This window comes from Pseudomonas entomophila (assembly GCF_029193575.1).
GTDB classification, from domain to species: Bacteria; Pseudomonadota; Gammaproteobacteria; order Pseudomonadales; family Pseudomonadaceae; genus Aquipseudomonas; species Aquipseudomonas entomophila_G.
Genome location: NZ_JARGCS010000033.1, coordinates 104,669 through 130,079, shown reverse-complemented (window position 1 = coordinate 130,079; position 25,411 = coordinate 104,669). Strand labels below are relative to the sequence as shown.

The 25,411-nt window shown below is 67.3% G+C and carries 19 protein-coding genes and 1 pseudogene; 7 read left to right on the top strand and 13 right to left on the bottom strand.

Going from position 1 to position 25,411, the window contains the following annotated elements; genetic code table 11:
• The first annotated feature begins 90 nt into the window (after nucleotides 1–90).
• The gene (locus P0Y43_RS15820) at nucleotides 91–531 is read left to right on the top strand and encodes an RrF2 family transcriptional regulator (protein ID WP_275638208.1); all 441 of its coding nucleotides are present in this window, start codon (nucleotides 91–93) and stop codon (nucleotides 529–531) included.
• A gap of 63 nt (nucleotides 532–594) precedes the next feature.
• Here the strand turns inward: P0Y43_RS15820 and P0Y43_RS15815 are convergent, their stop codons facing one another.
• The 10 genes and pseudogenes from P0Y43_RS15815 to P0Y43_RS15770 all read right to left on the bottom strand — a co-directional run bounded on the left by P0Y43_RS15815 (nucleotide 595) and on the right by P0Y43_RS15770 (nucleotide 13,818).
• Nucleotides 595–1,788 (bottom strand): pyridoxal phosphate-dependent aminotransferase, encoded by a 1,194-nt coding sequence (locus P0Y43_RS15815; RefSeq protein WP_275638207.1) that lies wholly within the window; start codon nucleotides 1,786–1,788, stop codon nucleotides 595–597.
• A 12-nt stretch (nucleotides 1,789–1,800) separates the two neighbouring features.
• Entirely contained in the window at nucleotides 1,801–3,408 is a 1,608-nt protein-coding gene (locus P0Y43_RS15810) for a 5-guanidino-2-oxopentanoate decarboxylase (protein ID WP_275638205.1), read from the bottom strand.
• Nucleotides 3,409–3,418: 10 nt separating this feature from the next.
• On the bottom strand, nucleotides 3,419–5,518 hold the full coding sequence (locus P0Y43_RS15805) for an acetate--CoA ligase family protein (RefSeq protein ID WP_275638204.1): 2,100 nt from the start codon (nucleotides 5,516–5,518) through the stop codon (nucleotides 3,419–3,421).
• An 18-nt stretch (nucleotides 5,519–5,536) separates the two neighbouring features.
• Entirely contained in the window at nucleotides 5,537–6,697 is a 1,161-nt protein-coding gene (locus tag P0Y43_RS15800; protein WP_275638203.1) for an acyl-CoA dehydrogenase family protein, read from the bottom strand.
• 33 nt (nucleotides 6,698–6,730) lie between these two features.
• Entirely contained in the window at nucleotides 6,731–7,513 is a 783-nt protein-coding gene (locus tag P0Y43_RS15795; RefSeq protein ID WP_275638202.1) for an enoyl-CoA hydratase/isomerase family protein, read from the bottom strand.
• A 227-nt stretch (nucleotides 7,514–7,740) separates the two neighbouring features.
• A complete protein-coding gene (locus P0Y43_RS15790) occupies nucleotides 7,741–9,159 on the bottom strand; it encodes an amino acid permease (protein WP_275638201.1) in 1,419 nt (472 codons plus the stop codon).
• A 164-nt stretch (nucleotides 9,160–9,323) separates the two neighbouring features.
• Nucleotides 9,324–11,548: pseudogene (locus tag P0Y43_RS15785) on the bottom strand (ATP-binding protein).
• The gene (locus P0Y43_RS15780) at nucleotides 11,545–12,318 is read right to left on the bottom strand and encodes a substrate-binding periplasmic protein (RefSeq protein ID WP_275638200.1); all 774 of its coding nucleotides are present in this window, start codon (nucleotides 12,316–12,318) and stop codon (nucleotides 11,545–11,547) included. The pseudogene P0Y43_RS15785 and the gene P0Y43_RS15780 overlap by 4 nt, the downstream one beginning before the upstream one ends.
• Before the next feature lie 3 nt (nucleotides 12,319–12,321).
• Nucleotides 12,322–13,038, bottom strand: coding sequence for a response regulator (locus P0Y43_RS15775; protein WP_275638199.1), 717 nt, complete (start codon nucleotides 13,036–13,038; stop codon nucleotides 12,322–12,324).
• A 135-nt stretch (nucleotides 13,039–13,173) separates the two neighbouring features.
• Nucleotides 13,174–13,818, bottom strand: a complete 645-nt coding sequence (locus tag P0Y43_RS15770) for a TetR family transcriptional regulator C-terminal domain-containing protein (protein ID WP_275638198.1) — start codon at nucleotides 13,816–13,818, stop codon at nucleotides 13,174–13,176.
• Between the two features lie 96 nt (nucleotides 13,819–13,914).
• Between P0Y43_RS15770 and P0Y43_RS15765 the strand changes: the two genes are divergently transcribed.
• The 4 genes from P0Y43_RS15765 (at nucleotide 13,915) to P0Y43_RS15750 (ending at nucleotide 20,906) form a co-directional block, all read left to right on the top strand.
• On the top strand, nucleotides 13,915–14,661 hold the full coding sequence (locus P0Y43_RS15765; protein WP_275638197.1) for an enoyl-CoA hydratase: 747 nt from the start codon (nucleotides 13,915–13,917) through the stop codon (nucleotides 14,659–14,661).
• A gap of 177 nt (nucleotides 14,662–14,838) precedes the next feature.
• Nucleotides 14,839–17,157, top strand: coding sequence for a putative bifunctional diguanylate cyclase/phosphodiesterase (locus tag P0Y43_RS15760; RefSeq protein ID WP_275638196.1), 2,319 nt, complete (start codon nucleotides 14,839–14,841; stop codon nucleotides 17,155–17,157).
• Nucleotides 17,158–17,262: 105 nt separating this feature from the next.
• The gene (locus P0Y43_RS15755) at nucleotides 17,263–18,948 is read left to right on the top strand and encodes a VPA1262 family N-terminal domain-containing protein (protein WP_275638195.1); all 1,686 of its coding nucleotides are present in this window, start codon (nucleotides 17,263–17,265) and stop codon (nucleotides 18,946–18,948) included.
• Nucleotides 18,948–20,906 (top strand): hypothetical protein, encoded by a 1,959-nt coding sequence (locus tag P0Y43_RS15750; RefSeq protein ID WP_275638194.1) that lies wholly within the window; start codon nucleotides 18,948–18,950, stop codon nucleotides 20,904–20,906. The genes P0Y43_RS15755 and P0Y43_RS15750 overlap by 1 nt, the downstream gene beginning before the upstream one ends.
• A gap of 14 nt (nucleotides 20,907–20,920) precedes the next feature.
• Here P0Y43_RS15750 and P0Y43_RS15745 read toward each other — a convergent pair whose 3' ends face one another.
• Together P0Y43_RS15745 and P0Y43_RS15740 are read right to left on the bottom strand one after the other, a co-directional pair.
• Nucleotides 20,921–22,069, bottom strand: a complete 1,149-nt coding sequence (locus P0Y43_RS15745) for a glycerate kinase (RefSeq protein ID WP_275638193.1) — start codon at nucleotides 22,067–22,069, stop codon at nucleotides 20,921–20,923.
• A 152-nt stretch (nucleotides 22,070–22,221) separates the two neighbouring features.
• A complete protein-coding gene (locus P0Y43_RS15740) occupies nucleotides 22,222–23,319 on the bottom strand; it encodes a sugar diacid recognition domain-containing protein (protein WP_275638192.1) in 1,098 nt (365 codons plus the stop codon).
• Between the two features lie 160 nt (nucleotides 23,320–23,479).
• Here P0Y43_RS15740 and P0Y43_RS15735 point away from each other — a divergent pair, with 160 nt between their 5' ends.
• Entirely contained in the window at nucleotides 23,480–24,808 is a 1,329-nt protein-coding gene (locus tag P0Y43_RS15735; RefSeq protein ID WP_275638191.1) for an MFS transporter, read from the top strand.
• A gap of 155 nt (nucleotides 24,809–24,963) precedes the next feature.
• Nucleotides 24,964–25,134 (top strand): hypothetical protein, encoded by a 171-nt coding sequence (locus tag P0Y43_RS15730; RefSeq protein ID WP_275638190.1) that lies wholly within the window; start codon nucleotides 24,964–24,966, stop codon nucleotides 25,132–25,134.
• A gap of 20 nt (nucleotides 25,135–25,154) precedes the next feature.
• Here the strand turns inward: P0Y43_RS15730 and P0Y43_RS15725 are convergent, their stop codons facing one another.
• On the bottom strand, nucleotides 25,155–25,409 hold the full coding sequence (locus P0Y43_RS15725; RefSeq protein ID WP_275638189.1) for a DUF6555 family protein: 255 nt from the start codon (nucleotides 25,407–25,409) through the stop codon (nucleotides 25,155–25,157).
• Nucleotides 25,410–25,411 lie beyond the last annotated feature (2 nt).

Here is a 25,411-nt window from a genome sequence, read left to right as displayed (position 1 = left end):
TGACAAATACATTAGACTCATTGCCACGCCCCTGCCAAGATGGATTTTCACAGGGCCCACACTTTCGGTTTCCACCAGGGATTCTTGCCGATGAGCCAATCGACTCGCCTGATCACCGCCTCGTACATCCTCTCGTTCGTGGCCGCCAACGCGCCGCAGAAGTTGCGCACCGACACCATCGCCAAGTGGGTCAAGGTGCACCCGGCGCGGGTGCGCAACCTCGCCTCGCAGATGGTCAAGGCCAATATCCTCAAGTCGTGGCGGGGAGCGCACGGTGGCTTGACGCTGGCCAGGCCGGCCAGCGAGATCACCTTGCGCGAGGTGTATGACGCGGTGCAGGAGAGCTCGCTGATCGCCGAGAAGATCGACAACCCGTTTTCCGGGATGGAGGATCACTGCAAGGTGTTCGAGGTGTTCACCCAGTTGTTCGCCCTGTTGGAGGCGAACATGCGCCTGGACCTGGGCGCGATCACCGCCGACCAGCTGTTCGTGGCGTTCGAACGGCCGGTGGAGAAGGTTGTGGAGGGTTGAGTGACAGGGCCGGCCCTATCGCAGGGCAAGCCCCACAGGTGCCCCGCGATAGGGCCATCCGCCTCACCCGGTGACCGCCCTGCCCTCCAGCGCCTGCGCCGCACACCGGGCAATGCGCCGGCAGGCCTCGGTCAACGCCTCGGCCCCCAGCACCAACCCCAGGCGGATATGCCCCGCCGCGCTCGGCCCGAACGCCTCCCCGGCCAGCACCGACACGCCATGCGCCTCCAGCAACCGGCTGGAAAACGCCTGCGCGCTGAGCCCGGTCTCACGGATATCCACCATCACGAACATCCCACCGTCAGGCTTGAGCGCCTTCACGCCCGGGCAACCGGCCAGGCAGGCGCACACCAGGTCACGGCGCTGGCGATAGGCCTCGCGCATCGCCTGCAATTCCGGCAAACGCTGCTCCAATGCCACCACCGCCGCGTCCTGGATGAAATCCGGCGAGCCATACAGCATGCACAGCGCCAGGTTCTCCAGGTGCTGGGCCAGTTCCACCGAGCCCACCACCCAGCCAATGCGCCAGCCGGTCATGGCGTGGGACTTGGACAAGCTGTTCAACGTCGCCGTACGCCCCGCCATGCCCGGCAGGCTAGCGGGGCTGATGTGCTCGCCCTCGTACAGCAGCTCGCTGTACACCTCGTCGGAGATCAGCCACAGGTCATGCGCCACGCACAGCTCGGCCAGCGCCTCCCAGGTGCCGCGTGGCAGGCTCGCCCCGGAGGGGTTGTGCGGGCTGTTCAGGGCCAGGGCGCGGGTGCGCGGGGTGATGCGCGCGGCGACGTCCTCGGCCTGCACGCGAAACCCATGCTCCGGGCGCACCGGCACGGGGACGACCTTCGCGCCACAGGCGCCGAACACCGCTTCGTAGGTGACGTACATCGGTTCGGCGACGATCACCTCGTCGCCGGGGTCGAGCACGCACTGGGCCACGCAGAACAACGCGCACTGGGCACCGGCCAGCACCGTCACCTGGTCGGCATCGATCACCTGGCCGCTGCGCTGCTGGTGACGCCGGGCGATGGCCTGGCGCAGGGCCAGCTTGCCGCGCACGTCGGAATAGTGGGTGTGGCCGTCCTGCAGGCTGTCGATGGCGGCCTGGACGATCGGCGCCGGGGTGTCGAAGTCCGGGTCGCCCACCGACAGCAACAGGATGTCGCGGCCCTGGGCCTTGAGCGCCAGGGCACGGTAGTGAATGTCCCAGGCGGCGGCGCCGTCACCGGCGATGCGCTGGGTCAGCTGGGAAAAACGCATGGCAGTCCTCCATCAGTGGGCGCAGGCGTGCTTGAGTTCGATCAAGGTCACGCCGTTGCGCGTGAATCCATTCTTCAACTCGCGTTGCAGGTCATCGAGGCTGCGCGGCTGCGCCACGCTGCAGCCGAAGGCACGGCCGAGCGCGGCGAAGTCGGGGTTGCGCGGCAGCACGCCGATGGGCTCGATGTCGAGGCCGAGCATGTCGTCGCGGATCTGCCCCAGTGCGTCGTTGTTCCACAACAGCACTACCAAGGGACGCTCCAGCTCCTCCACGGCCGTGGCCAGTTCCTGGGCGGTGTAGAGGAAGCCACCGTCGCCGACCAGCACCAGCCCAGGGCGGTCGGGGCTGGCGAACATGCCGCCGATGCCTGCTGGTAAACCATAGCCCAGGGTGCCGTAGCCGGTGGGGTGCAGCCAACTGCGCGGGGCCTGGCTGGCGAAGGCGTAGTTGCCGGTGTAGGCCAGCTGGGTCATGTCGGTGCTGATGAAGGCGTTGCCCGGCAGCACAGCGTCGATACGGTCGAGGATCGCTTGGTGAATGGCCTGCAACGGGCCGTGCCCTGCCCTCACTTGCTCGCGCAACGCCGCCACCTGCGCCTGGGCGGCGCCAGCGTCACGCTGCACGCCGGGCAGGCGTTCGAGCAGGCCGGCCACGGTGTGCCGCGCGTCGCCGCGCAGGGCGACGGCGCAGGGGTAGAAGTCGTTGAACTTGCGCGGATCGATGTCCACCCGCAGCAACTCGCCGCTCAAAGGCAGGCGCTCGCGCCAGAAGTCGGTGTCGGCCATCTCGGTGCCGACCGCCAGCACCACGTCGGCTTCGGCGATCAATGCCCAGCCCGGCGCCACGCACAAGCTCGCACCGGCGTTGAGCGGCGCATCGGGCGCCAACAGGCCTTTGCCCGCGACACTGGTGAACAGCGGCGCGGCCAGGCGGGTGCTGAGCTGGGCGAGCTCAGCGGCGGCCCCCAGGGCGCCGCCGCCGGCGATGATCATCGGGCGCCGGGCGTTGGCCAGCTTGGCGGCGGCCTGCGCCAGCACCTCGGGGGCCGGCACGCCGCGCGCGGGTCGGCGCACCACCTCATGGCTCCAGTCGCGGGCCACGGGCGCGGCCAGCACATCCAGCGGGACCGAGATATGCACCGGGCGCGGTCGTTCGCTGTCGAACACCGCCCAGGCGCGGGCGACCAGCTCGGGCAGGTCCTCGGCGCTCAGGGCCAGGGCCGAGAAGGCGGTGATCGGCGCGGTCATGGCGCGCTGGTCCTGGGTTTCGTGCAGGCAACCCCAGCCTTTGCCCAGGCTCGCGCTGTGGTTGACGCTGGAAATCACCAGCATCGGGATCGAGTCGGCATGCGCCTGGCCAATGGCGGTGGCGGCGTTGGTCACGCCGGGGCCGGTGATGACAAAGCACACGCCGGGCTTGCCGCTGATCCGCGCATAGCCGTCGGCCATGAAGCCGGCGCCCTGCTCGTGGCGGGTCAGCACATGACGGATGCCGCTGCCGGGCAGGCCACGGTACAGCTCCAGGGTGTGCACGCCGGGAATGCCGAACACCGTGTCGACACCGTAGTTGGCCAGCAGGCGCACCAATGCCTGGCCGCCGGTCAGGGGTTTGTCTTGCATGTTCATCTCCTCAGGCCTGGCCCAGGCGGATCAAGGCATCCACCGCAATGCTGCGCTGCGCGCCGACCATCAGTGGGTTGACGTCCAACTCCACTAGGTTGCCGGCGTTTTCGCAGGCGTAATCCGCCACCGCGCGCACCGCCGCCACCAGCGCGTCCAGGTCGGCCGCCGGGCGACCGCGGAAGCCTTGCAGCAAAGCGGCGCTGCGCAGGCTGAGCAGCGCTGCGCGGATGGCGCCGTCGTTGGTCGGCAGCAGCAGGCTGACGCTGTCCTTGAGCAGCTCCACCAGCACCCCGCCAGCGCCGATCACCAGGGCCAGGGCGAAATCGTTCTCGCGCTTGACCCCGACGATCAGCTCGGCCAGCGGCGCCTCGGCCATGGGTTCGAGCAACACCTGGTCAAACGCCACCTGCGGCGCATACGCGGCGATACGGGCGCGCATGCGGTCGAGGGCGGCCGCGACGGCCTCGCCGTCACGCAGGTTCAGGGCCACGGCGCCGGCTTCGGTCTTGTGCGGCAATTGCACGCTGACCGCCTTGAGCACCAGCGGGTAACCGACCCGTTCGGCAGCGGCCCGCGCCTGCGCGGGGGTACTTAGTTGCCCGTCGGGCACGGGCAGGCCGAACGCCCGCAGCGCCTGCTTGGACTGCCACTCATCCAGCCACTGCGCCTCGCCAGCCAGGGGCGGCGGGCTCAGCGGCACCAGGGCCGCTTCATTGAGGTCGAGCAGGCGCTGGCGGTTGGCCTGATAGGCGACGACCCGCCCCCAGGCGGCCAAACCGTCTTCGACGCCTTGCAGCGCCGGGATGCCGTGGGCGTGCAAGCGCTCACGGGCGGCGGCCGGCAGCAGCTCGGGAAACGCCGAGGTGACGAAGCCGCGCTTGCCGTGACGCGCCAGGGCCTGGCAGTACAGCGCGAGCAGCAGGTCGCATTCCTTGCGCTCGCCGGTGAATTCGGCTGGGTAATCGAGCACCAGCATCGCCGCGTCGGCATCGCTTTGCAGGGCGGTGTCGAGCATGCGTTGCAGGGCTTGGCCGTCGCCCCAGATGGCCGTGGTGAAATCCAGCGGGTTGACCAAGTTGGCGTAGGCCGGCAGCACCTCGGCCAATGCATCCACCTGCCCTTGCGCCAACGTGGGCAGGCCCAGGCCATTGCGCTCGGCGTAGTCGGCGATCAACCCGGCGTCGCCGCCGGAGCAGGCCAAGGCGATCAGCCGGCCGCCCTCGGGCAAGTGCCCGCAGGCGGCGGCCTTGAGGGTTTCGACGAAACTCACCGGGCCGCTCACGCGGATCACCCCAAGACGCCGGAACAGCGCGTCGTACAGGGCGTCCGAGCCGGACAACGAGCTGGTGTGGCTGAGCGCCAGTTCCGCGCCGATCTGCGAGACGCCGGTCTTCAAGGCGATGATCGGCGTGCCCTGCTGCAGCGCCTTGTAGGCGGCGCGGGCAAAGCCCGGCACGTTCTTCAGGCCCTCCAGGTGCAAGCCGATGGCGGTCACCCGCGGGTCGTCCAGCAGCACGTCCATCAGCTCGGCCACGCCCAGTTGCGCCTGGTTGCCCACCGAGGCCATGTAGGCCACCGGCAGCGAGCGGTCGCTCATCGACAGGTTGTAGGCGAAGTTGCCACTCTGGGTGAGGATCGCCACGCCGCGCTCCACCGTCTTGCCGCCGTGGGCCACCGGCCACAGCGCGGCGCTGTGCAGGTAGTCGAGCAGGCCATAGCAGTTGGGGCCGAGCAAGGCCATGTCGCCTGCCGCCTCCAGCAGTTGACGTTGCAGGGCCTGGCCCTCGGCGCCGCTCTCGGCGAAGCCCGAGGCGTAGCAGATCGCCCCGCCGGCGCCGTGCGCGGCCAGTTGCGCCACGCACTCTAGGGTCAGCTCGCGGTGGGTGGCGATGAACACCGCGTCCGGGCCGCACGGCAGCTCGGCGACACTGGCCACGCACGGCACGCCCTCGATGCTGGCGTGCTGCGGATTGACCAGCCACAGGGGCCCGGCGAAACCGCCCTCGGCGCAGCGCTTGAGCGCGCGGGCCATGCTGCGGCCACCGACGAAGGCCAGGTGCCGGGGCGCCAGCAGGCGCTTGAGGTTGTCACGAATCGACTGCGACATAGGGAGTCTCCAGGCCGCTCAGCGCAGCAACGGGCGCAGCAGTTCGCGGGAAATGATGTGCCGCTGGATCTCCGAGGTGCCCTCCCAGATCCGCTCGATGCGCGCGTTGCGCCAGATTCGCTCCACCGGCCCCTCGTCCATCAGGCCCATGCCGCCGAAAATCTGCACCGCCTCGTCGGCGACCTTGCCCAGCACCTCGCTGGCGAACAGCTTGGCCATGCCGGCTTCGCCGTCGGTCATGCTGCCTTGGTCCATCTTCCAGGCGGTGTGCAGGGTCAGCAGCTCGGCGGCGCGGATCTGCGTGGCCATGTCGGCGAGCTTGAACGACACGCCCTGGTAGCTGCCGATCGGCTGGCCGAACTGCTTGCGGTCGGCCGCCCATTGCAGCGACAGGTCCAGCGCGCGCTGGGCCTGGCCGACGCAGTTGGCGGCGACCATCACGCGGCCGGCGGTGAGCCAGGCGTTGGCCACTTCCCAGCCCTTGCCGACCTCGCCCAGCACCTTGCTGGCCGGCACGCGGCAGTCGTCGAAGAACAGCTCGTAAGTGTGGTAGCCACGGTTGCTCACGCATTTGGGGCCGCGGCGGATGGTCATGCCAGGGGTGTCGCGGTCGACCAGGAAGGCGGTCACGGCGTTGCGCTTGCGGCCGTTGTGCTCGTAGGTGTCGGTCACGGCGAAGACGATGGCGAAGTCGGCGTGCCCGGCGTGGCTGATGAAGTGCTTGCTGCCGTGGATGACGAAATCGTCGCCCTGGCGCACGGCGCGGGTCTTGATGGCGTTGGCGTCGGAGCCCGCGCCCGGCTCGGTGAGGGCGAAGCAGTCGATTTTCTCGCCTTGCACGCAGGGCAGCAGGTAGTCGTTGACCTGCTCGTCCTTGCAGGCCATGAGGATCTTCGAAGGGCGCGCGACGAACACGTGCACGGCCCAGGAGACCTTCGACAGCTCGCGCTCGATCAAGGCCTGGGACAGGTAGTCGAGGCCCCCGCCGCCAACCTCCTCGGGCATGTTGAAGGCGTAGAAACCGGCGGCGATGGCCTTGCCGCGGATCTGCGCGGCCAGCTCCGGCGACACCGCATCGGCGCGGTCCACCGCTTCCTCGTGGGGCAGCAGCTCCTTGGCGACGAAACTGCGTACCGCTTCCACCAACATTTCTTGTTCTTGGGTCAGTTGGAAATTCATCTGGAATGATCCTGAAGAAGTGGCTGTAACTACTTATTTACCAACGAAAACAGCAGGCCGGCGCTGCACCGAGGCGAGCAGCGCTTCGGCGCCATCCTCGCTGCGACCGCAGAGCAGCCCAGCGGCGAGCTCGGCCTGCAACTGCTCGCCCAAGGTGCGCTGGGCGCCGTCGCGGATCAGCCGCTTGGTCTGGGCGTAGGCGAAGGTCGGGCCCTGGGCCAGGCGTGCGGCCAGCGCCGCAGCGCTGGCCAGCAGTTGGTCGTCGGCGCACACCTCGCCCACCAGGCCCGCCGCCAGGGCGCGCTCGGCGCCCCACAGTTCGTCGAGGAACAGCAGGCGCTTGGCCTGTTCGCTGCCGATCAGCCGCGGCAGGTGCCAGCTGGCCCCGGCGTCGGGGCTGTAGGCCATGCTGGTGTAGCCGGCCTTGAAGCGCGCCGAGGCGGCGGCGATGCGCAGGTCGCAGCACAGGGTCAGGTCCATGCCGGCGCCGACGGCGGTGCCATTGATGGCGGCCAGGGTCGGTTTGTCGAGGCTGTGCAGGCGCTGCATCAGGGCGTGGGCGGTTTCGGTCCAGCCGTAGCTTTCCAAGGCCCCACGCGCTTCGGCCTCGGCCCATTCGGCAAGGTCGGCGCCGGCGCAGAAGCTGCGCCCGCTGCCGGTGAGCACCACCACGCGCACGGCGGGGTCGGCGTTGAAGCCTTCGAGCAGGCTGTGCAGGTGCTTGAGGGTGGGAATGTCGAGGGCGTTGCGCTGGTCGGGGCGGTTGAGGGTGATCCAGGCGACACCGGCTTCGAGCGTGGTCAACAGGCTGGTCATGGGGAGCCTCGAATGGTTGTTGTTGGGGTGGGGCCTGGACGGATACTAAACGAGTGTTCAACAAGCCGGCAATCGGGGGGATTGAGCTGTTACAACTTCGAACAAGTGGGGGATTTGGGTTGCCAGGGAGGCGGCAATCGCGGGGCAAGCCCGCTCCACAGACACACTGCCGCCTCCAAAAACGGTGGTGTATTTGTAGGAGCGGGCTTGCCCCGCGATAGGGCCGGTCAGTTCGCCGAAGGGCTCAGCACGGCCCCCGCCCGCCGCCGATTGACCAGGAAGTACGCCGCATAGCACAGCGCAATGAAGCCAAAGCCCCAGTACAGCGACGGCCGCTGGGTCTCATCCAGCGCCAGGAATACGAACAGCGAGCTGCACAGGGTGATGCACAGCAACGGCACCAGCGGGTACAGCGGCGCACGGTACTTGATGTCCTCCAGGCGCCCGCCCTCGCGCAGGAACGCGCGGCGGAAGCGGTACTGCGCCAGGGCGATGACGATCCAGGTCACCGTGCCGGACATGCCGCTCACCGCCATCAGCACCATGAACAGCGTGTCGGCGGCGATGAAACTGGTCATCAGCGAGACCAGCGCGAACAGCAGGGTGATGCTCAGCGCGCGCAGCGGCACGCCCCGCGCGCTGAGCGGCGACAGGCTCTTCGGCGCCATGCCGCTCTTGGACATGGCCCAGAGGATCCGCGTGGAGGCATACAGCCCCGAGTTGCCCACCGACAGGATCGCCGTGAGAATGACGAAGTTCATCAGGTCTGCCGCGTAGGGGATGCCGACCCGGTCGAACACCTGCACGAACGGGCTTTCCATCAGCCCCGCCTGCTGCCACGGCACGATCGCCGCCAGCACGGCAATGGCCAGCACGTAGAAGATCAGCACGCGGAACACCACGTTGCGCACCGCGCGGGGGATGCTCTTCTCGGGCTGGTCGGTCTCGCCAGCGGCCACCCCCATGATCTCGCAGCCCTGGAAGGCGTAGACCACGGTCATCATCACCGCGAACACCGCCGGCAGGCCATTGGGGAACAGCGAGTCGCCGACCAGGTTGCTCATCATCGGCGCCGGCGCCCCGTCGCTCAGGGGAATGGCGCCGAAGATCACCAGGATACCGACGATGATGAAGCCCAGGATGGTCGCCACCTTGATCCCCGAGAACCAGTATTCGGCCTCGCCGAAGGCGCGCGTGGCCAGGGCGTTGAGGCCGAACAGCACCGCGACGAACAGCGCCGACCAGTACCAGATCGGCACGTCGGGGAACCAGCGGGTCATCAGCATGCCGGCGGCGGTGAACTCCAGGCCCACGGTGGTGGCCCAGCTCATCCAGTACACCCAGCCGATCATGAAGCCGGTGGCCGGGCCGATGTATTTCGTGGCATGGGCCTGGAACGAACCGGACACCGGCATCTGCACCGACAGCTCGCCGAGGCAGACCATCACCAGGTACATCAGGAACCCGGCCACCAGGTAGGCGAGGATCGCGCCCATCGGCCCGCCCTGGTTGATGGTGACCCCGGAGCCCATGAACAGCCCGGTGCCGATCACACCGCCCAGGGACAGCATGAAGATGTGCCGGCTTTTCAGGGCGCGGGTGAGGTGGATGCCTTGCCTCGGACTATCAGCATTACGGCCTTTCATTATTGTTATCTCCAATAAGCCTGACGGACCGCGAACCGCACGGTTGCCCTGGATTATTGGAAGGCGATGTAAGCGGGCGTTGACGCCCAGGATCGAAGATGTAAAAAGTCGTAAGGATTTTGTTTCAACGGTGTTTTTGCCCGCGATCAGGGCCTCCCCTGCTCTCAGCGGCTCAACTGCTGCAACAGCGCCAACGCCTGCCCCACCGCCTCATCCACCTCCCCCGCCAGCGCCTCCAGCCCGCCGCCATCGCGCGCAAGCCCAACCTCCTCGACCCGCCGCAACACTTCGGCCAACCCGCGCAACCCCAGCGAATCCGCACTCCCCGCCAGCCGATGCGCCAAGTCCACGGCCTGCGCGCAATCCCCTGCCGCCAGCGCCTCGCGCAATGGCCCCCGCTGCTGTTCGACAGCCCCGCGCAGCACCGCCAGCAACCCCTGCACCTTCTGCTCCCCCAGCAACTGTCGATGCGTCTGCAACAGGGCCCAATCCACCGGGTCCCCCACCTCGACGACATCAGGCTCGCGCTGGGCCAGGGCCTGCCGCAGGCTCTCCAGCCGCAACGGTTTGGACAATACCCCTGCATGCCCGCCTCCAGATACCCGCGCACCACGCTCGGTTGCACCCCGGCCGTCAGCGCGAGGATGCGACTGTGCTGGTTCGGCCCGGGCGCCGCACGCAGTTGCCGACACAGCGCCACCCCGCTCATGCCCGGCAGGTGCACATCGAGCAGCAGCAGGTCGAAGCGCCGCGCGGCACACAGCGCCAACGCCTGCGCGGCATCCTCGGCAAAGCTCACGCGGTGGCCGTCACGCGCCAGCAAGCCTGCGGCCACCTCGCGGTTCAGCGCCACGTCCTCGACCACCAGGATCTCCAAGGGCGCCAGGGGCTCGCAGTCAACCGCCAGGAGTGCCGGCCTCACGCCCCATGCCAGGTCCAGCTCGAACCAGAAGCGACTGCCCTGCCCCTCGGCACTGTCCACGCCAATGCGCCCGCCCAGGCGCTCGACCAGGTGCTTGCAGATCGCCAACCCCAGCCCTGTGCCGCCATAGCGCCGCGCCACCGCCTCGCTGGCCTGGGTGAAGCGCTCGAAGATCCGCGCCTGCACCGCCGGGGCGATGCCGATGCCATCATCGCTGACCGTCACCCGCACCCGCTGGCCTTCGTCCGCTTCGCCCAGCACTTGCGCCTCGACGCTCACCCGCCCGCCTTCGGTGAACTTGATGGCATTGGCCAGCAGGTTGCTCAGCACCTGGCGCAAGTACTGTTCGGCGCCGTGCTGCACCTCGCCCAGGCGCGAGTCGACACGGCACGCCAGGCGCGTGCCGTTGGCCGTGGCGCGGGGTTCAAGCAAAGTGATGACTTCCTCGCACAACTGGCGCAAGGAGAAGTCCACCCGTTCCGGGCGGCTTTCGCCCTCTTCCAGGCGGGCGAAGAACAACACTTCGTTGAGAATCGCCAGCAAGCCCTCACCGGCCCTGTGCAGCGCCGCCAAGCGCTTGTGGCCCAGGGCATCCAACGGGCTTTCGCGCAGCAGTTCGGCCATGCCGAGGATGCCGTTGAGCGGCGTGCGCAGTTCATGGCTCATCGTCGCCAGGAAGCGCGACTTGGCCAGATTCGCCGCCTCGGCTTCGTCCTTGGCCCGGGCCAGGCTTTCGGTGCGTCGCTCGACCAGGCCCTGCAAGGCTTGGCGGTCCTGCTCGCGGCGCTCGATATCGCTGAGGATGGCCCGGCGCATGTCATCCAGGGCGTGGGCCACGGTATCGAGCTCATCGGGGCGGACCGAGCGGCGCTTGTCCAGGCGCAGCGGCTGCTGCCACTGGCCCGAACCGATGCGCCGAGCGAAATCGGCCATCACCTGCAAATGGCGCGTCACCAGGCGGTAGAACAGGCCCGACAGCGCCACCGCCAGGCCGCAGAGGAATACGCTCATCCACAGCAGGCTGGTCAAGCCGGTGGCGAACAAGCGCCGATGCACCGCGCCCAGGTCGGTGCTCACCTCCAGTTCACCCAAATGCCGCGGCGGACCGGAAGGTGGCTGGAAATCCAGCGCGAAACGCTCGATGCGCAGTGGCCCGACGGGCGCGGGCTGGCCTTGCAGCAACTGGAAGTCGGGGCTGTTCAGGCGTACCCGGGCCACGTCGGAGAAATCCACCAGCCCGCGCAACTGCACGTTCAGTTGCTCCTGGTCCAGATCCCACAGGCTGCGCTCCAGGCTCGCCAGGTAGCCGGCACGGATCAGCGCCATGCGCGCGTCGATGTCGCGCATTTCGCGGCGGTACTCGAAATACAGCTGCACGGCGCTGGCCAGCACGGTGAAGCACAGGCTGAACAGCAGGATGAACAACAGCAGGCGGCGCAGCAGGCCGTCGGCGCGCAGGCGGATCATGGCGCCTGCGCTGGCAGGTTGACCATGTCACGGTAGGTGACCTCGCTTTCGTGCAACCAACGGGCGATCTCGCCGCTGTCGGTCATACGCTGCAACTGCGCGTCGATCTCGTCCATGCGCTGGCTCAGCGGGCTGTGGCGCGACACCGCCACCCGCAGGTAGTCGACGCTCAGCGCCCGGGGCAGCGCCTGAATATCGGCAGCGCCGGGCAGGTGTTCGACCAACAGCTCGCCCGTGCGCCGCTCCTGCACCACGAAGTCGATGCGCCCGCGCACCAGCTTGCCGAAGTTCTGCTGGCTGGACGACACCCACTCGATGTTCTGGTGACGAGCGACGAAGTGGTCGAACGCAGGCCCATAGCTTTCCCCGAACAGCAACCCGCCGCGGTAGTTGGCCAGGTCTTCCAGGCGCTCGAAGCGCACTGGCCGCTGGCGGCTGTAGAACACCGCGACCTCCTCACGCAGCACCGGCACCCGGGAAAAGCGCATGCCTTGGTCGCGCTGGTCGCTGCTGTAGGCCAGCACCACGTCGACCTGGCCTTCGGCGGCATCGAGCAGGCAGCGCTTCCAGTTGCCCAGCACGACGATCTCCACCGGTAGCCCCAGCCGGGCGAACAGCTCGCGCACCACGGTCGGCGCCAGGCCGCGCACTTGCTTGCCGTCGCTCCACGACACCGGCGGGTACACCGGGTAGTCGCAATAGCGCACCGGTTCGACGGCCAGCGCCGGCAGGCTCGACAGCAGCAGCGCCAGGCCCGCCAGCGCGCGCATGGCTCAGGCCGCCACGCTGGCGGTGAACAGGTAGCCAGTGCCGTGGATGGTGATGATCAGTTGCGGCTCGGCCGGATCGTCGTGCAGCTTGCGCCGCAGGCGGCCGACCAGCACGTCGATGGAGCGGTCGGTGGGCACCCATTCGCGGTTGCGGATCTGGTCCATCAGTTGGTCGCGGCTGAGGGTGTGGCCGCTGTTGCGCAAGAACACGCTGAGTAGCTGGAACTCGCCATGGGTCAGCAGGGTTTCACCACCCTTGGGGTCTATCAGGCGGCGGCGGTCGGTATCCAGCGCCCAGTCGGCGAACTGCTTCAGGGCCGGGCAACCAGGGCTGGCGGGGCGTGCGGCCTGGGCGTGGCGCACGCGGCGAATCAGGTTCTTGGCGCGCGACACCAGCTCGCGCGGGTTGAGCGGCTTGATCACGTAGTCGTCGGCGCCGCACTCCAGGCCGACGATGCGGTCGATGTCGTCGTTGCGCCCGGTGATGAGGATGATGCCCACCTCCGAGCGCACACGCAGCTCACGGGTCAGGGTCAGGCCGTCCTTGCCGGGCAGGCGGATGTCGAGCATCACCAGGTCCACCGGTTGGCTGGCCAGGCAGCGCTCGGCCGCCTCGGCGGTGTCGGCGCAGCGCACGTCATAGCCTTCCTGGGCCAGGTAGGCCTGCAACAGGTCACGAATCAGCGGGTCGTCGTCGACGATCAGTACCCGAGGTGTCATGGCGTGTGGTCTCTTCTAGGTTCTTGTTCTGGAAACCATTCGTCTTGCCCCGCGATGAGGCCGGCGCGGATACAGCAAATGGGAGCGGCCTTGCACCCCGAAGCTTCAGCAGCCTAACCCGTACTGAACGACCGATCAACACGCCCCAGGCAAGGTGAAACGCTTCCGCCCACCGGCCTGCAGGCCGTCGACCCAGGCCTCGCAGATCTGCACGCCCTGCTCCGGGGTGAAGGTGCTGGGGTTGAGGCCCGACTCCAACCACAGGCCATCCAGCAGCGCACTCAGGCTGATGGCCGCGAGGTCCGCGTCGAACGCCTGCCAGCCCTCCTCCGCGGCCAGCCCTGCCAGCAACCCGGCCAGCTCGTTGCGGTACTCGCCATAGGAGTGATCGTGGGCCTTGTTGATCGCCTCGGCGGTCTTCACCGCGCCCCAGAACGCCAGCCACGCATCGAGCAGTTGCGGGTCGAGCAGTTCGGCGCAGAACGAGCCACGGAAGAACGCCGACAGCCGCTCGCGAGCGCTCGGCGCGGCCTGGGCCATGGCCTCGCGCAGCAGCCCCATGACCCGCCCGGTCACCGCCATGTAGGCCTCGGCCACCAGTTCGTCCTTGCCCGAATAGTGGTGGCTGATCAGCCCCACCGACACGCCCGCCTCGGCGGAGATCTTGCGAATCGACGCACCCTGGAAGCCATCGCGCTTCAGGCAGGCAAGCGTCGCCTGGACCAGGATGGCCTTGCGTTCTTCCGGCACCATGCGGCTGTAGCGGGCTTCCTGACTCATGACGGTTCTCTGCTGAATGGACTGGGCTGAACGACTGTACAACAAGGCGAACGCCATGATAAACCCTGCCCTCCGGCCCATAACAAGAACACCGCCATGACCGACCTGATCACCCGCGACCTCGACCAGGGCCTGCTGACCCTGGCCTTCAACCGCCCCGACAAGCTCAACGCCCTGAACACGGCGATGTATCGCCTGCTCGGCGAGCACTTGCAGGCGGCCCAGGACGACCCTGCCGTGGAGGTCATCCTGCTGACCGGCAATGCCCAGTGCTTCAGCGCCGGCAACGACCTCAAGGACTTCCTCGAGCACCCACCCGCCGACCAGGACAGCCCGGTGTTCCGCATGATGCGCACGGTGCTGGCGATCGATAAGCCGGTGATCGCCGCCGTCAGTGGCCCGGCCATCGGTATCGGCTGCACCCTGCTGCTGCATTGCGACCAGGTGCTGGTCAGCCGCTCGGCGAAGCTGCGCATGCCCTTCGCGCCGTTGGGGTTGTGCCCGGAGTTCGGTTCCAGCCTGTTGTTGCCGCAGTTGCTCGGGCAGGCCCGTGCCGCGCGGTTGCTGCTGGCGAATGACGTGCTGACGGGCGAACAGGCGGTGGCCTGGGGGCTGGCCAACGAGCTGCACGAGGATGGCGAACAATGCCTGGCTGCGGCGCAGGCACTGGGGCGGCGTTTGCAGGCGATGCCCCAGGCGGCGCTGCGGGTGAGCAAGCGGCTGCTCAAGGACGGCCAGCGCGCGGTGCTGGCCGAGACCGTGCGGCGCGAGGCGACGCTGTTCATCGAGCGGCTGCACACCCCTGAAGCCAAGGCCGCGCTGCGCGCCCTGAGCAAAGACTGACCGTTGCAGGAGCGGGCTTGCACCGCGATGGCGGCTGGCCTGCGAACGCTGGTGGCGCGGTTGACGCAATCGCGGGGGAACGATGCGCCCGAATGAAGGCGACTCGCCACTAGTCATTCCCCTGTCATCTTGCTGACTTAATTTTCCAGTTCCCACCCCGGCCGGGAACCGCCGCCTGTGAACCGCCGCTCGCCGTCCTCCGCAGGGCTGCTGCCCCTGCTGCTGTTGCTGCTGTGCAGCGTGACCCTGGCGTTCCTCTGGGGGCTGCACGTCACCCAGAAATCCGCCGCCCGCCACGACGCCCTGGCGGCCAAGGCCGCCGAGCACCTGAACCTGGCGAGCATCGTCGGCGAAAGCCTGCGTCAGTTGGTGGACCGCGCCCAGGCCGTAGGCCGGGTGACCCAGGACGACATGAAAAGCCTGCGCCAGGGCAACCTCAACCTGGCCCGTCTGCTGGTCGAAGACCCGGTATTCAAGCGCATGAGCCTCTACGACAGCCAGGGTCGGCTGCGCTCCGCCAGCCATATCGACGAAGCGCCACAGCTGCCCCGGGACTGGATCGAGCAACTGCAACAGCACGTCGCCCGCCATGGTTTCAGCGCCTTCCTGCCCAGTATCGCTGCCCCGCCTTCGACCCGGCCCGCCTGGCGCCTGCCCTTTTTGCTGCCGCTGACCGACCCGCGCGGCCGCGAGGTCGAGAACATCCTCGTGGTGCAGCTGGATATCGGCTACCTGGCGGTGCTGTTCCAGCACATCGACCTGGGCCGCAGCGGCCTGATGCGCTTGCTTCAGGACGACGGCCAGGAACGCCTGCGCATCGACAGCAGCGGTGTGGTGGCGGCCGGCGACGCCTTGATGCCGGCACTGCCTGACAGCCCCGATGAATCGGGACAGTTCACCCAGTACGCCTACGACGGCGCCTACCAAAGCCTGTACCGGCACATGGCCGAGCGCGGTTTCAGCGTGGTGGTCAGCCAACGCCAGGACGACATCCTCGCCGCCACCCACCTGGCCTACGCCCGGCAGTTCGGGCTGAACCTGTGCATGACCGTGCTCACCCTGGCCGGCCTGGCCGGTTGCCTGGGCCTGCTGCGCAAGCGCCAGGAGGCGTTCAGTGCCCTGGAGCACGCGCAGCAGGTCAATGGCCAGTTGATCGAGCGCCTGGAGGACGAGCACCGGCGCAGCAGCCACGCCGCCGCCACCGACCACCTGAGCGGCCTGCACAACCGGCGTCAGTTCGTCGAAGTGGCCACCCAGGTCCTCGCCCGGCAACGCGCCAAGCGTCGGCTGACGGCGATCCTGTTCATCGACATGGACCGTTTCAAGTCGATCAACGACTCGCTTGGCCACAAGATCGGCGACTTGCTGCTGCAAGCCGTGGCCGGGCGCATCCAGCGCCTGCTGGAGCCGGGCGATGAAGCCTCGCGCTTTGGCGGCGACGAGTTCGTGGTGGTGCTGGCCGGCGCGCGCAGCGAGGAACAGATCGACGCCTGGGTGCGCGCGCTGGTGGAAAAGCTCTCGACCACCTATGCCCTCGACGGCCAGGAGGTCAACACCAGCCCCAGTGTCGGCGTCAGCATCGCCCCGCGCGATGGCCAAGACACCGACATGCTGATCCGCTGCGCCGATGCGGCAATGTATTCGGCCAAGCAAGCCGGGCGTGCCCAGTACCGCTTCTTCGACCCGTCGCTGAACCTCTCCGACATCCAGGCCTTCACCCTCGAGCAAGCCTTCGGCAATGCCCTGGCCGAACGCCAGTTCGTCCTCCACTACCAGCCGCAGATCCGCCTCGACACCTTGCAGGTGCTGGGCTACGAAGCGCTGGTGCGCTGGCATCACCCGCAGTTCGGGCTGCTCTACCCGGATCGTTTCATCGGCGTGGCCGAGCGCAGCGGGTTCATCGTCGAACTGGGCTGGGAGGTGCTGCGCCTGGCCTGCGAGGCGCTGGTGCAGTGGTCGACGCTTGCCCCCAAGGCGTGCCTGGCGGTGAACGTGTCGGCGCTGCAACTGCGCCAGGTGGACTTCAGCGAACGCCTGCTCGATGCCTTGTACCAACACGGCATCGCCCCGCAGCGGCTGGAACTGGAGATCACCGAGACCACCGTGCTCGACCCCGAGGGCACGGCCGTCGACCACCTGCACCGCCTGCGCGCGGCGGGCATCGGCATCAGCCTGGACGACTTCGGCCGCGGTTACGCGGGCTTCGCCCACCTGCAATCGTTGCCGCTGTCCAAGCTCAAGATCGACCGCACGCTGATCGCCACGCTGTGCAACAGCCACGACGACAGCCCGATCGTGTCCTCGACCATCATCCTGGCCAAGCGCCTGGGGCTGGCGGTGGTCGCCGAGGGCGTGGAAACCCGCGAGCAGGTGGTGTGTTTGAAGCTCGCCGGTTGCGACATCGCCCAGGGCTACCACTTCAGCCGGCCTTTGTCGGCCGAGCAGTTGCACCAGTACCCGCCCTTCGTCGGCGCCGAGGCGCCCGCGTACCTGTAGCGACTGACCGATGCCCGCCAGTGGCGAGGGCGGAAGGCGCTAGTGACCGCTGAGCCGAAGCTGCGCATAATCGCGCCTCGCCCGCCACCAGGACCCAAGGACGAAATGCCTGCCTCCCCCTACAACAGCGCAATCATCGACGGCGATTATCGGCATGCGGTGGTGCAGATGGTCTGCCTGTTCCACGAGAAGCGCTGCCACCTGGTCTTCGCAGCGGCGCAACTGCTCCCTGCCGAGCTCTGCGAACCGGCAAAGGAAGAACCAACAAGCTTCCAAGCGAGAAAGATGAACGGCAGCCGCCCTAGGCTGATCCACCAGCGCTATCTCATGAGTGCCGACGCCGCATTAGGCTGGTATCAAGACTGCATCGACGGCCGCGTGCGACTGTTGCAGGGGGACGCAACATACCAGGTGCACCATGATCCGCTACTGCAAGAGCCCGCTTGGCCGCACTTGGTAACGCTGGAGAAGTTCGCCGTAACAGGCGATATCGACGGGCCTTCGCGCGCCCATCACCTGTTGCCGCTTGAGTCTGCGGCGCTCCTATCCAAGCTCTTCGAAAGTGACCCGGGCGCCAAGGACTGGTTCGAGGCTGAAACCCGAATCGATGCCTACACCCACCCCGAGCTGCTGGGCTCGGTGCACTTGCTGTTGCCCGATCCGATCCTGCGTAGTCTGAAGACCCGGCTGCATGTGGCTGAAAGCGGTGAAGAGAAGACCATGATTCGCTTCTCCACCCGGGCCAATCGCTCCACGCAGGGGCTGCAGGTCACCCTGATCGAGCATCGGCCCACCGGCATCGCAGCCCTTTGCACCGGTGAAGCTCAAGGCCCGTACCTGGCGCTGGCCCATGCGGGAGCGAGCGAAAAGGTCGAACTGATCATTCGCTGCCCAACAAGGGGAATCCTGTTCTGGCAGCCCCCCTGTCACTACACGCGGCAGGCAAACGTCGCCGTCGATGTGATCGGCTCGCAGAAGGCCATCGAGGTGCCTGGCAAGGACAGTCATGCCTACACCGTCCCCATTCATGAACGGGTCTCGCAGAACACATTCCGTGGCGCAGGCGGCCCAAATGGCATCCCCGCAAAGCTGCGCAAAGGCCAATTCGACCGCCAACGTGTCGCAGAAGCCGAACGCCTGGGGCAGAAATGGCTGCACCGGGACAGGCAAGGCGCCACGACCTTCGTGCGCAGCCTTATCCATAAAGCCCAACATCGAGTCTGGATCATCGACCCGTACTTCACGACGGTCGAGCTGTTCAGCTTCGCCGCCGCCACGGGCCGATTGCACACCCAGGTCATGATCCTCACCGGTGGCAGCACCGCGCTGGCCAAACCCGACGAAACCGAGCCGGAAAAGGAAGTCGGGGAAACACTGCTGGCGAACATCAGCGTGGAGGCGATGAAGCATATGAAGGTTCGCGTCATGACCGGAGGCATGCCAACCGTGCACGATCGATTCCTGATCATTGACGATGATGTGTGGTTCACCGGCAATTCGCTGAATTCGATCGGTGAGCGCGCCGGCATGATGATCAAGCTCCCGGCGCCCGAACTGGTCATCGAAAAGATCGAAGCGCTGGTCAACGACAACGAACGCACCAAGGACCTGGCCGAATGGGTGAGAAACCGGCTGGCTGCACGCCCACCGGCCCCTTCGCGATTCGTCAGGCTCTGGCGCTGGGTGCGTAAGTTCCTGTGCGACGCCTGCTGCGGCACGCCGTTGAAACAGGCCGCGGCGGGTGAAAACCTGGAGCAGGTTCAAGGCGAAAACCGCAAGGAGCGTGCGTGATGCTGGACCAACGTATCGTGCGCAGGGACTACCACTTGACGGAACTGCACCGCGCGCACGCGCTGGCACGGGTAGTCTGCGAACAGCCCTGGGTGAGTGCGGCGCGAACGGCCACCGCGCGATTGCTGACGCGCTTTTTCACCACGGCCAATCTGGCCGACCCTGACATTCCGGGCCTGCTGCGCGATTTCTGTTTGCAGCACCCTCGGGAAATGGACGATCAAGGCCTGCCTGAACAGACCGTGCGCAACCTCTACGTGGCGCTGCAAGACAGCGAGGAGCGTGCGTCACTGGATACCGAGGAGCGGATCATCGGGCTTGCCTTGGGCGATATGCTGATCGCACGCGGGCAATTCACTGCCGACATCGTCGCCGTTGCCAGGTTGTCCGCTCGCAATCCACTACGAAGAGCGGGTATCGCCGATGCGACGCACGCCCTCCTCCAGGCTTCGGACAGTGCGTTACTGGAAGCCATGGCGGCGTTGGTCGACTATGAAAATCGCTTCCAGCGCTCGCCAGCGTATTACGCGCATGAGGAACGCAATCGGGCGCTCGCGGGCTGGCTTGAAGAAACCGACCCGGTGCACGTCTGGCAAGGGCATGGCTGGAGCATGAGTTGCCTCATCCCGGAGGTCGTAGCGCTGCTCGATATCCTGCGAACACCCTGCCCTGCGCTGTTCGTCGAGCTGCACGAGCGCCTGCAGTTCCCGTCACTCGCCAAACAGCTGATGTATTTCAGCGATATCGCACACGATTTCGAGTGCCTGTCGCTACTGCTTGAAAAAGCACCGGTCGTTTTCGATGACGCTGGGCATTGGAATCACAAAACGATGGCGCTACAGCTTTTGGAGGTCGCCTTCAGGCATTTGCAAACCTTGGCGGTACCGCAGAACCGCGAGGAGGCCCCGCTGGCCGACCTCGCCGAGGTCACCGCAAAGGCGCGCTCGATCATGGCGGTGCTGCTGGCACGGGCTGATGGCCGCGTTATCGCGCAACACTGGATGAGGCACCGGCTGAGCAGGCTGCGAGATCGCCACGTCGATCCCTTCGAAGACGCGATGATCGAAGCGTGCGTTGCCGAACTGGTTCGCGATGAGTTTCCTCTCCAGCAGTTGTTGACCCTCGAAACAGAGCCTCCGGCCATCTCACTGGCGGCGATCACCGCTCTCGAGCGGGCGTCGGACGAAACACAGCGCGCCTACTACCACTTCTTCATCGCACTGCTGCTGACGCGTGAACAGCCGGACGCAGCAGACCTGCGCGCCACCTTCGAGAAGCTTCTGATAGAGGCCCGCAGCGAGTTCAAGCCAACGCGTAATTATCGAAGCCATTGGCAGCATGCCTTGGTCGGCGAGCTCTACCTGGACGCTGGGCACCCGAGCGTAGAGCGATGGCGTGGCACCTTCGAGCGCTTCGCCAGCCTGTGCCGGAACGCTCGACACGGCTCACGCGCCAAGGACCTCGGCGCACCGAGCCTGTTCATGGCGGGGGTCGCTGTCGCCATGCTTCGCAAAGGTCTGGCACAGGACGTCACCGCCGAGTCCGCCACACGGTGGGCGCCGTTATGGGACGCTATTTTCGAGGCTGCTTTCTGCGCCTATGCATGCTCTGCCTCAGACAAAGACTGGGCAGGGATCCTTGACGATTTGTTCGGCTTTTACCCCAGGATCAGGAAAGCCGTGGGCGATGCGCAGCAAGCGCCGCCCCCGATTCAGGTGATTGCGAGACTGGGCGGTGACGAACGATTGCTGACCCATGCCGTGCTCATCTGGGGCCTGCACGGCATGGACCTGACGGATATCACATCCGACGTTGGCCAACAAAGCGAGCTGGCCAACCGCATCACGGCCTATATCGACTGGAGCATCAAGTACGAGGCAAAACCGGTTCCACCTTCCCTGCGTGGTTATTGGCACACCCGGCAACAACGCCAGCGCGCACGCGCTACAGCCACCTAGCAGGGCGTGAGCCTCTACCTTGCCCGCGCCTTGCGGGCAAGGTTCCACACCCGTGCGATATCCCCCGCCCGCGCCTTGAGCAACGCGCCCGCCTCGGCACAGGCCCGCTCCAGGCTCATCGGCCCACTGGCCAGGGCGAACGCCGCATCGATGCCATGCGCATACAACTGCTCGTACCCCTCCCCCAATGTCCCGGCCAGCACCACCACCGGCACGCCATGACGCTTGGCGACCCGCGCCACGCCCAGCGGCGTCTTGCCGCGCAGGGTCTGGGCATCGAAGCGCCCCTCGCCGGTGATCACCAGGTCCGCGCCCTGCACCAGGGCATCCAGCCCGGCCAGCTCCGCCACCACCTCGACCCCGGGGCGGAAACGCGCGCCCATGAACGCCTTGGCCGCAAAGCCCATGCCACCCGCCGCGCCACAACCGGGGTAATCACGCACATCCTCGCCCAGCAACTGCGCGCAGTGGTCGGCGAAGTGGCCCAGGGCCTGGTCCAGCGCCGCCACCTGCGCGGGGCTCGCGCCCTTCTGCGGGCCAAAGATGGCCGAGGCGCCGTTCGGCCCGCAGAGCGGGTTGTCGACATCGGCGGCCACTTCCACCTGCACCTCGGCCAGGCGTGGGTCCAACTGGCTGGCGTCGATGCGCGCCAGTTGCGCCAAGGCCAGGCCTCCTTCGGCCAGCGGCTGGCCGTCGGCATCCAGCAGGCGCAGGCCGAGGGCGCGCAACATGCCGCTGCCGCCGTCGTTGGTCGCGCTGCCGCCAATGGCCAGCACGATGCGCCGCGCCCCGGCCGACAGGGCCGCGGCGATCAGCTCGCCGGTGCCCCAGGTGCTGCTGCGGCAAGCATCGCGCTCGGCGCTGGCGAGCAGTTGCAGGCCACTGGCCTGGGCCATCTCGATGATCGCCGTGCGGCTCTCGGCCAGCCAACCCCAGCCGGCCTCGACCCCCGCGCCCAACGGGCCACGCACCTGCTGGCGGCGCAGTTCACCGTGGCTGGCGGCGAGAATCGCCTCCATGGTGCCTTCGCCACCGTCGGCCATCGGGCATTCGATGCGTTCGGCTTCGGGCCACACCTCGGCCAGGCCGGCGGCGATGGCACGGGCCACGCCAGCGGCGTCGAGGCTGTCCTTGAACGAATCGGGGGCGATGACGACTTTCATGGGTGATTCTCCTGTGCAGATACCCGGCATGCTGACAGCTGCGCGCCAGAGCGGCTTCTGTCGGATGCACAAAGGCATCGGGGTGGAGATTGGGCAAATGCCTTTCGTCCGCGATCAAGCCACGCCTGCCGGCGATGGTGCCCGTCTGTGCATCAGTCGGCGGGCAGCAACTGCAGGCCAAGGTACAGGCTGAGCATGCCTTCCAGTCGCAGCGGGTCCACCTCGCCCAGCTCGGCGATGCGTTCCAGGCGATAGCGCAGGCTGTTACGGTGGATGCCCAGGGCATCGGCGCAGGCCTGGCTCTGCCCGTCATGGGCGCACCAGGCGCGCAGCGTGGCCAGCAGTTGGCCGCTGGCATCCTTGGCGCGGATGCGTTGCAGCGGTTCGAGCAGTTCATCCAGCGCGTCGTCGTTGCGGTGGCGCCAGAGCAAGGCCGGCAGACGATAACGCGCCAGGCTCAGCAGGCGCTCGCCAGGCAGCACTTCGCGGCCGTAGGCCAGCAGGTCGCGCACCCGTCGGTAGCCACGGCGCAAGGGCTCGACGCCTTGGACCGGGCTGCCCAAGGCCAGCCGCTGCACCTGCCAGCCATGGCGCTGAAGACGTTCGAGCAGACGCGCCTCATCCAGCGCCAGGGCCGCCGGGCGGCACCACAACAGCGACTGGCGCGCGGGGCTGACGCACCAGCTGTCCGGGTAGCGGCTCATCAGCCAGGCCGACAGGGCTTCGGCGGGCGGGCCAGACTCCAGCTCGAACAGGCACGGGGTGCGGGGCAACTGCGGCTTCAGGCCCAGTTGCTGGGCCTCGTCCACCAGCCGAGGCGATTCGCCGCTGCCGCCGAGCAACAAGGCCAGCAAGTCGTCGCAACGCTGGCGCCGCCACTGCTGCTCCACCTGCAGGTGACGCTGGGCCAGGAGCATCTCGGCGGTCATGCGCACCAGCTCGCCGTAGGTGCGCAGTTGCTGCGGGTCGCCGGTAAGGCCGAGCACGCCGATCAGCCGGCCATCGAGCAGCAGCGGCAGGTTCACCCCCGGCTGCACGCCTTTCAGGCACTTGGCCGCCTCGCCGTCGAGTTCGACGATGCGCCCGTTGGCCAGCACCAGCTGGGCGCCTTCATGGCGGGTATTGATGCGCTCCGGCTCTCCGCTGCCGAGGATCAGGCCCTGGCTGTCCATGACGTTGACATTGCACGGCAAAATGGCCATCGCCCGGTCGACGATGTCCTGCGCCAGGTCGTGGTCCAGTTCGAACATGCGGGGATCCTTACGGTGATAGGCTTTTGTTCGGCGGCACAGCCTCACTGGCCAGACGCTGTGCAAAAGCACAAAGACAGCCGCGCCGCGCTCGCCGAGACTCGTTCAAGCGCGCCGGGACAGGCGCTGCGACACAACCATAACAACAGAGATTTTCATCATGGCACACAGCCCTGCCCCTGACCAAGGCAACGACGTCACCCGCGACGCGCTGTACCGGCGCATCACCCTGCGGCTGATTCCGTTCATCTTCATCTGCTACCTGTTCAACTACCTCGACCGCGTCAACGTCGGCTTCGCCAAGCTGCAGATGCTCGACGCGCTGAAGTTCAGCGAAACCGTGTACGGCCTCGGCGCCGGGATCTTCTTCATCGGCTACGTGCTGTGCGGCCTGCCCAGCAACCTGGCGCTCAACCGCTTCGGCCCACGGCGCTGGATCGCGGTGATGATGATCGCCTGGGGCAGCTTGTCGACCTGCCTGCTGTTCGTCACCACGCCGATGGAGTTCTACGGGCTGCGCCTGCTCACCGGCGCTGCCGAGGCAGGCTTCTTCCCCGGCGTGGTGCTGTACCTTTCGCGCTGGTTCCCGGCCGACCGCCGGGGCCGCATCATGGCCCTGTTCATGTCGGCGATCCCGGTCTCGGGCCTGCTCGGTGGGCCGTTCTCCGGTTGGATCCTCGCCCACTTCGCCGCCGGCCAGCATGGCCTGGCGGGCTGGCAGTGGATGTTCCTGATCCAGGGCCTGCCGACCGTCGTGCTTGGCTTCCTGGCCGTGGCGCTGCTCAGCGATGGCTACCAGAAGGCCGCGTGGCTGTCGCCGAGCGAGCGCCGCCTGATCGAGACCGACCTGGCCCGCGATGCCGCGCGCAAACCCGCCACCCACGGCGACAGCGTGCTCGCGGTGCTGACCAACCCGCTGATCTGGACCTTCGGCTTCGTCTATTTCTGCATCCAGAGCGGCGTGTACGCGATCAACTTCTGGCTGCCGTCGATCATCAAGAACCTGGGCTTCGACAGCCCGCTGCTGATCGGCTGGTTGAGCGCCATCCCGTACCTGCTGGCCGGGGTGTTCATGATCCTCGTCGGCCGTTCGGCGGACCTGCGCAACGAGCGGCGCTGGCACCTCGTGGTGCCGATGCTGATGGGCGCCGTCGGCCTGCTGATCGCGGTGAACTTCGCCAGCAACCCCGCCATCGCCATCCTCGGCCTGTCGATCGCCACCATGGGCGCCCTCACCGGCCTGCCGATGTTCTGGCCGATGCCCACCGCCCTGCTCAGCGCCAGCGCCGCAGTGGCGGGCCTGGCGATCATCAACTCGGTGGGGCAGATGGCCGGTTTCCTCAGCCCATACCTGGTGGGGTTCATCAAGGACCAGACCGGCTCGACCGACGCGGCGTTGTACTCGCTGGCGGCGGTCATCGTGCTCGGCAGCCTGGTGGCGTTGCGGGTCTCGCGCGCCGGGGCCTTGAACGCCGCCACCGCGCGTTGAACGCTGCGACCGTTGGTCGGTGCCCAGGCACATGAGGTGGACCCTCGCGCACCGGTAGGCACTCAGAGCTGATGAGGGGTGGTCAATGGCTTCGCCTCTCACTCCTGTGCTTGGCCCGCCCCAGGGCGGGCCCTTTTACTCGCGAGGGCGTGACGATGAACGACAGTGTGCGAATGGGCGGCGGTGATGCCCAGAACGACTGGCCGGAACTGGACCCCGACCGACGCAACGACCGGGCGGATGACCCCGATGCCGACCCCAACCTCACCGATGAAGAACAACCACGGCCGGGCGTGCCGGCCAGCGACCCGGAATCCGGGGCCTGAAACCTGGCGGGCGCCCTGCTTTATTGGGTGCTCGCCACCCCTGAGCGGCCACCCGACAACCGCCACTGCACCTCCGTGATGCCGTACCGTTCGGCCATGGGCCGGCTGATCTTCCTGATCTTCTCGCGCCCGAACTTGGGAATGATCCCGATCCCCGCATCGCAACTGGCCCAGTGCCAGGCCTCGGCGTTGTCCAGGCGTTCCAGGCGAATGATGAAGCTGCGCGGCGCGCCATGCAGACGATAGTCGATGATGTAGAGCTGTGGGGCTGGCATCT

Excerpts from the sequence above, each read along its gene's own strand:
- P0Y43_RS15725 (WP_275638189.1), bottom strand. The coding sequence starts at position 25,409 with ATGCCAGCCCCACAGCTCTACATCATCGACTATCGTCTGCATGGCGCG.
- P0Y43_RS15810 (WP_275638205.1), bottom strand. The coding sequence starts at position 3,408 with ATGCAAGACAAACCCCTGACCGGCGGCCAGGCATTGGTGCGCCTGCTG.
- P0Y43_RS15820 (WP_275638208.1), top strand. The coding sequence starts at position 91 with ATGAGCCAATCGACTCGCCTGATCACCGCCTCGTACATCCTCTCGTTC.
- P0Y43_RS15770 (WP_275638198.1), bottom strand. The coding sequence starts at position 13,818 with ATGAGTCAGGAAGCCCGCTACAGCCGCATGGTGCCGGAAGAACGCAAG.
- P0Y43_RS15780 (WP_275638200.1), bottom strand. The coding sequence starts at position 12,318 with ATGCGCGCGCTGGCGGGCCTGGCGCTGCTGCTGTCGAGCCTGCCGGCG.
- P0Y43_RS15750 (WP_275638194.1), top strand. The coding sequence starts at position 18,948 with ATGCTGGACCAACGTATCGTGCGCAGGGACTACCACTTGACGGAACTG.
- P0Y43_RS15815 (WP_275638207.1), bottom strand. The coding sequence starts at position 1,788 with ATGCGTTTTTCCCAGCTGACCCAGCGCATCGCCGGTGACGGCGCCGCC.
- P0Y43_RS15740 (WP_275638192.1), bottom strand. The coding sequence starts at position 23,319 with ATGTTCGAACTGGACCACGACCTGGCGCAGGACATCGTCGACCGGGCG.
- P0Y43_RS15775 (WP_275638199.1), bottom strand. The coding sequence starts at position 13,038 with ATGACACCTCGGGTACTGATCGTCGACGACGACCCGCTGATTCGTGAC.
- P0Y43_RS15745 (WP_275638193.1), bottom strand. The coding sequence starts at position 22,069 with ATGAAAGTCGTCATCGCCCCCGATTCGTTCAAGGACAGCCTCGACGCC.
- P0Y43_RS15795 (WP_275638202.1), bottom strand. The coding sequence starts at position 7,513 with ATGACCAGCCTGTTGACCACGCTCGAAGCCGGTGTCGCCTGGATCACC.
- P0Y43_RS15755 (WP_275638195.1), top strand. The coding sequence starts at position 17,263 with ATGCCTGCCTCCCCCTACAACAGCGCAATCATCGACGGCGATTATCGG.
- P0Y43_RS15730 (WP_275638190.1), top strand. The coding sequence starts at position 24,964 with ATGAACGACAGTGTGCGAATGGGCGGCGGTGATGCCCAGAACGACTGG.
- P0Y43_RS15735 (WP_275638191.1), top strand. The coding sequence starts at position 23,480 with ATGGCACACAGCCCTGCCCCTGACCAAGGCAACGACGTCACCCGCGAC.
- P0Y43_RS15765 (WP_275638197.1), top strand. The coding sequence starts at position 13,915 with ATGACCGACCTGATCACCCGCGACCTCGACCAGGGCCTGCTGACCCTG.
- P0Y43_RS15805 (WP_275638204.1), bottom strand. The coding sequence starts at position 5,518 with ATGTCGCAGTCGATTCGTGACAACCTCAAGCGCCTGCTGGCGCCCCGG.
- P0Y43_RS15790 (WP_275638201.1), bottom strand. The coding sequence starts at position 9,159 with ATGAAAGGCCGTAATGCTGATAGTCCGAGGCAAGGCATCCACCTCACC.
- P0Y43_RS15800 (WP_275638203.1), bottom strand. The coding sequence starts at position 6,697 with ATGAATTTCCAACTGACCCAAGAACAAGAAATGTTGGTGGAAGCGGTA.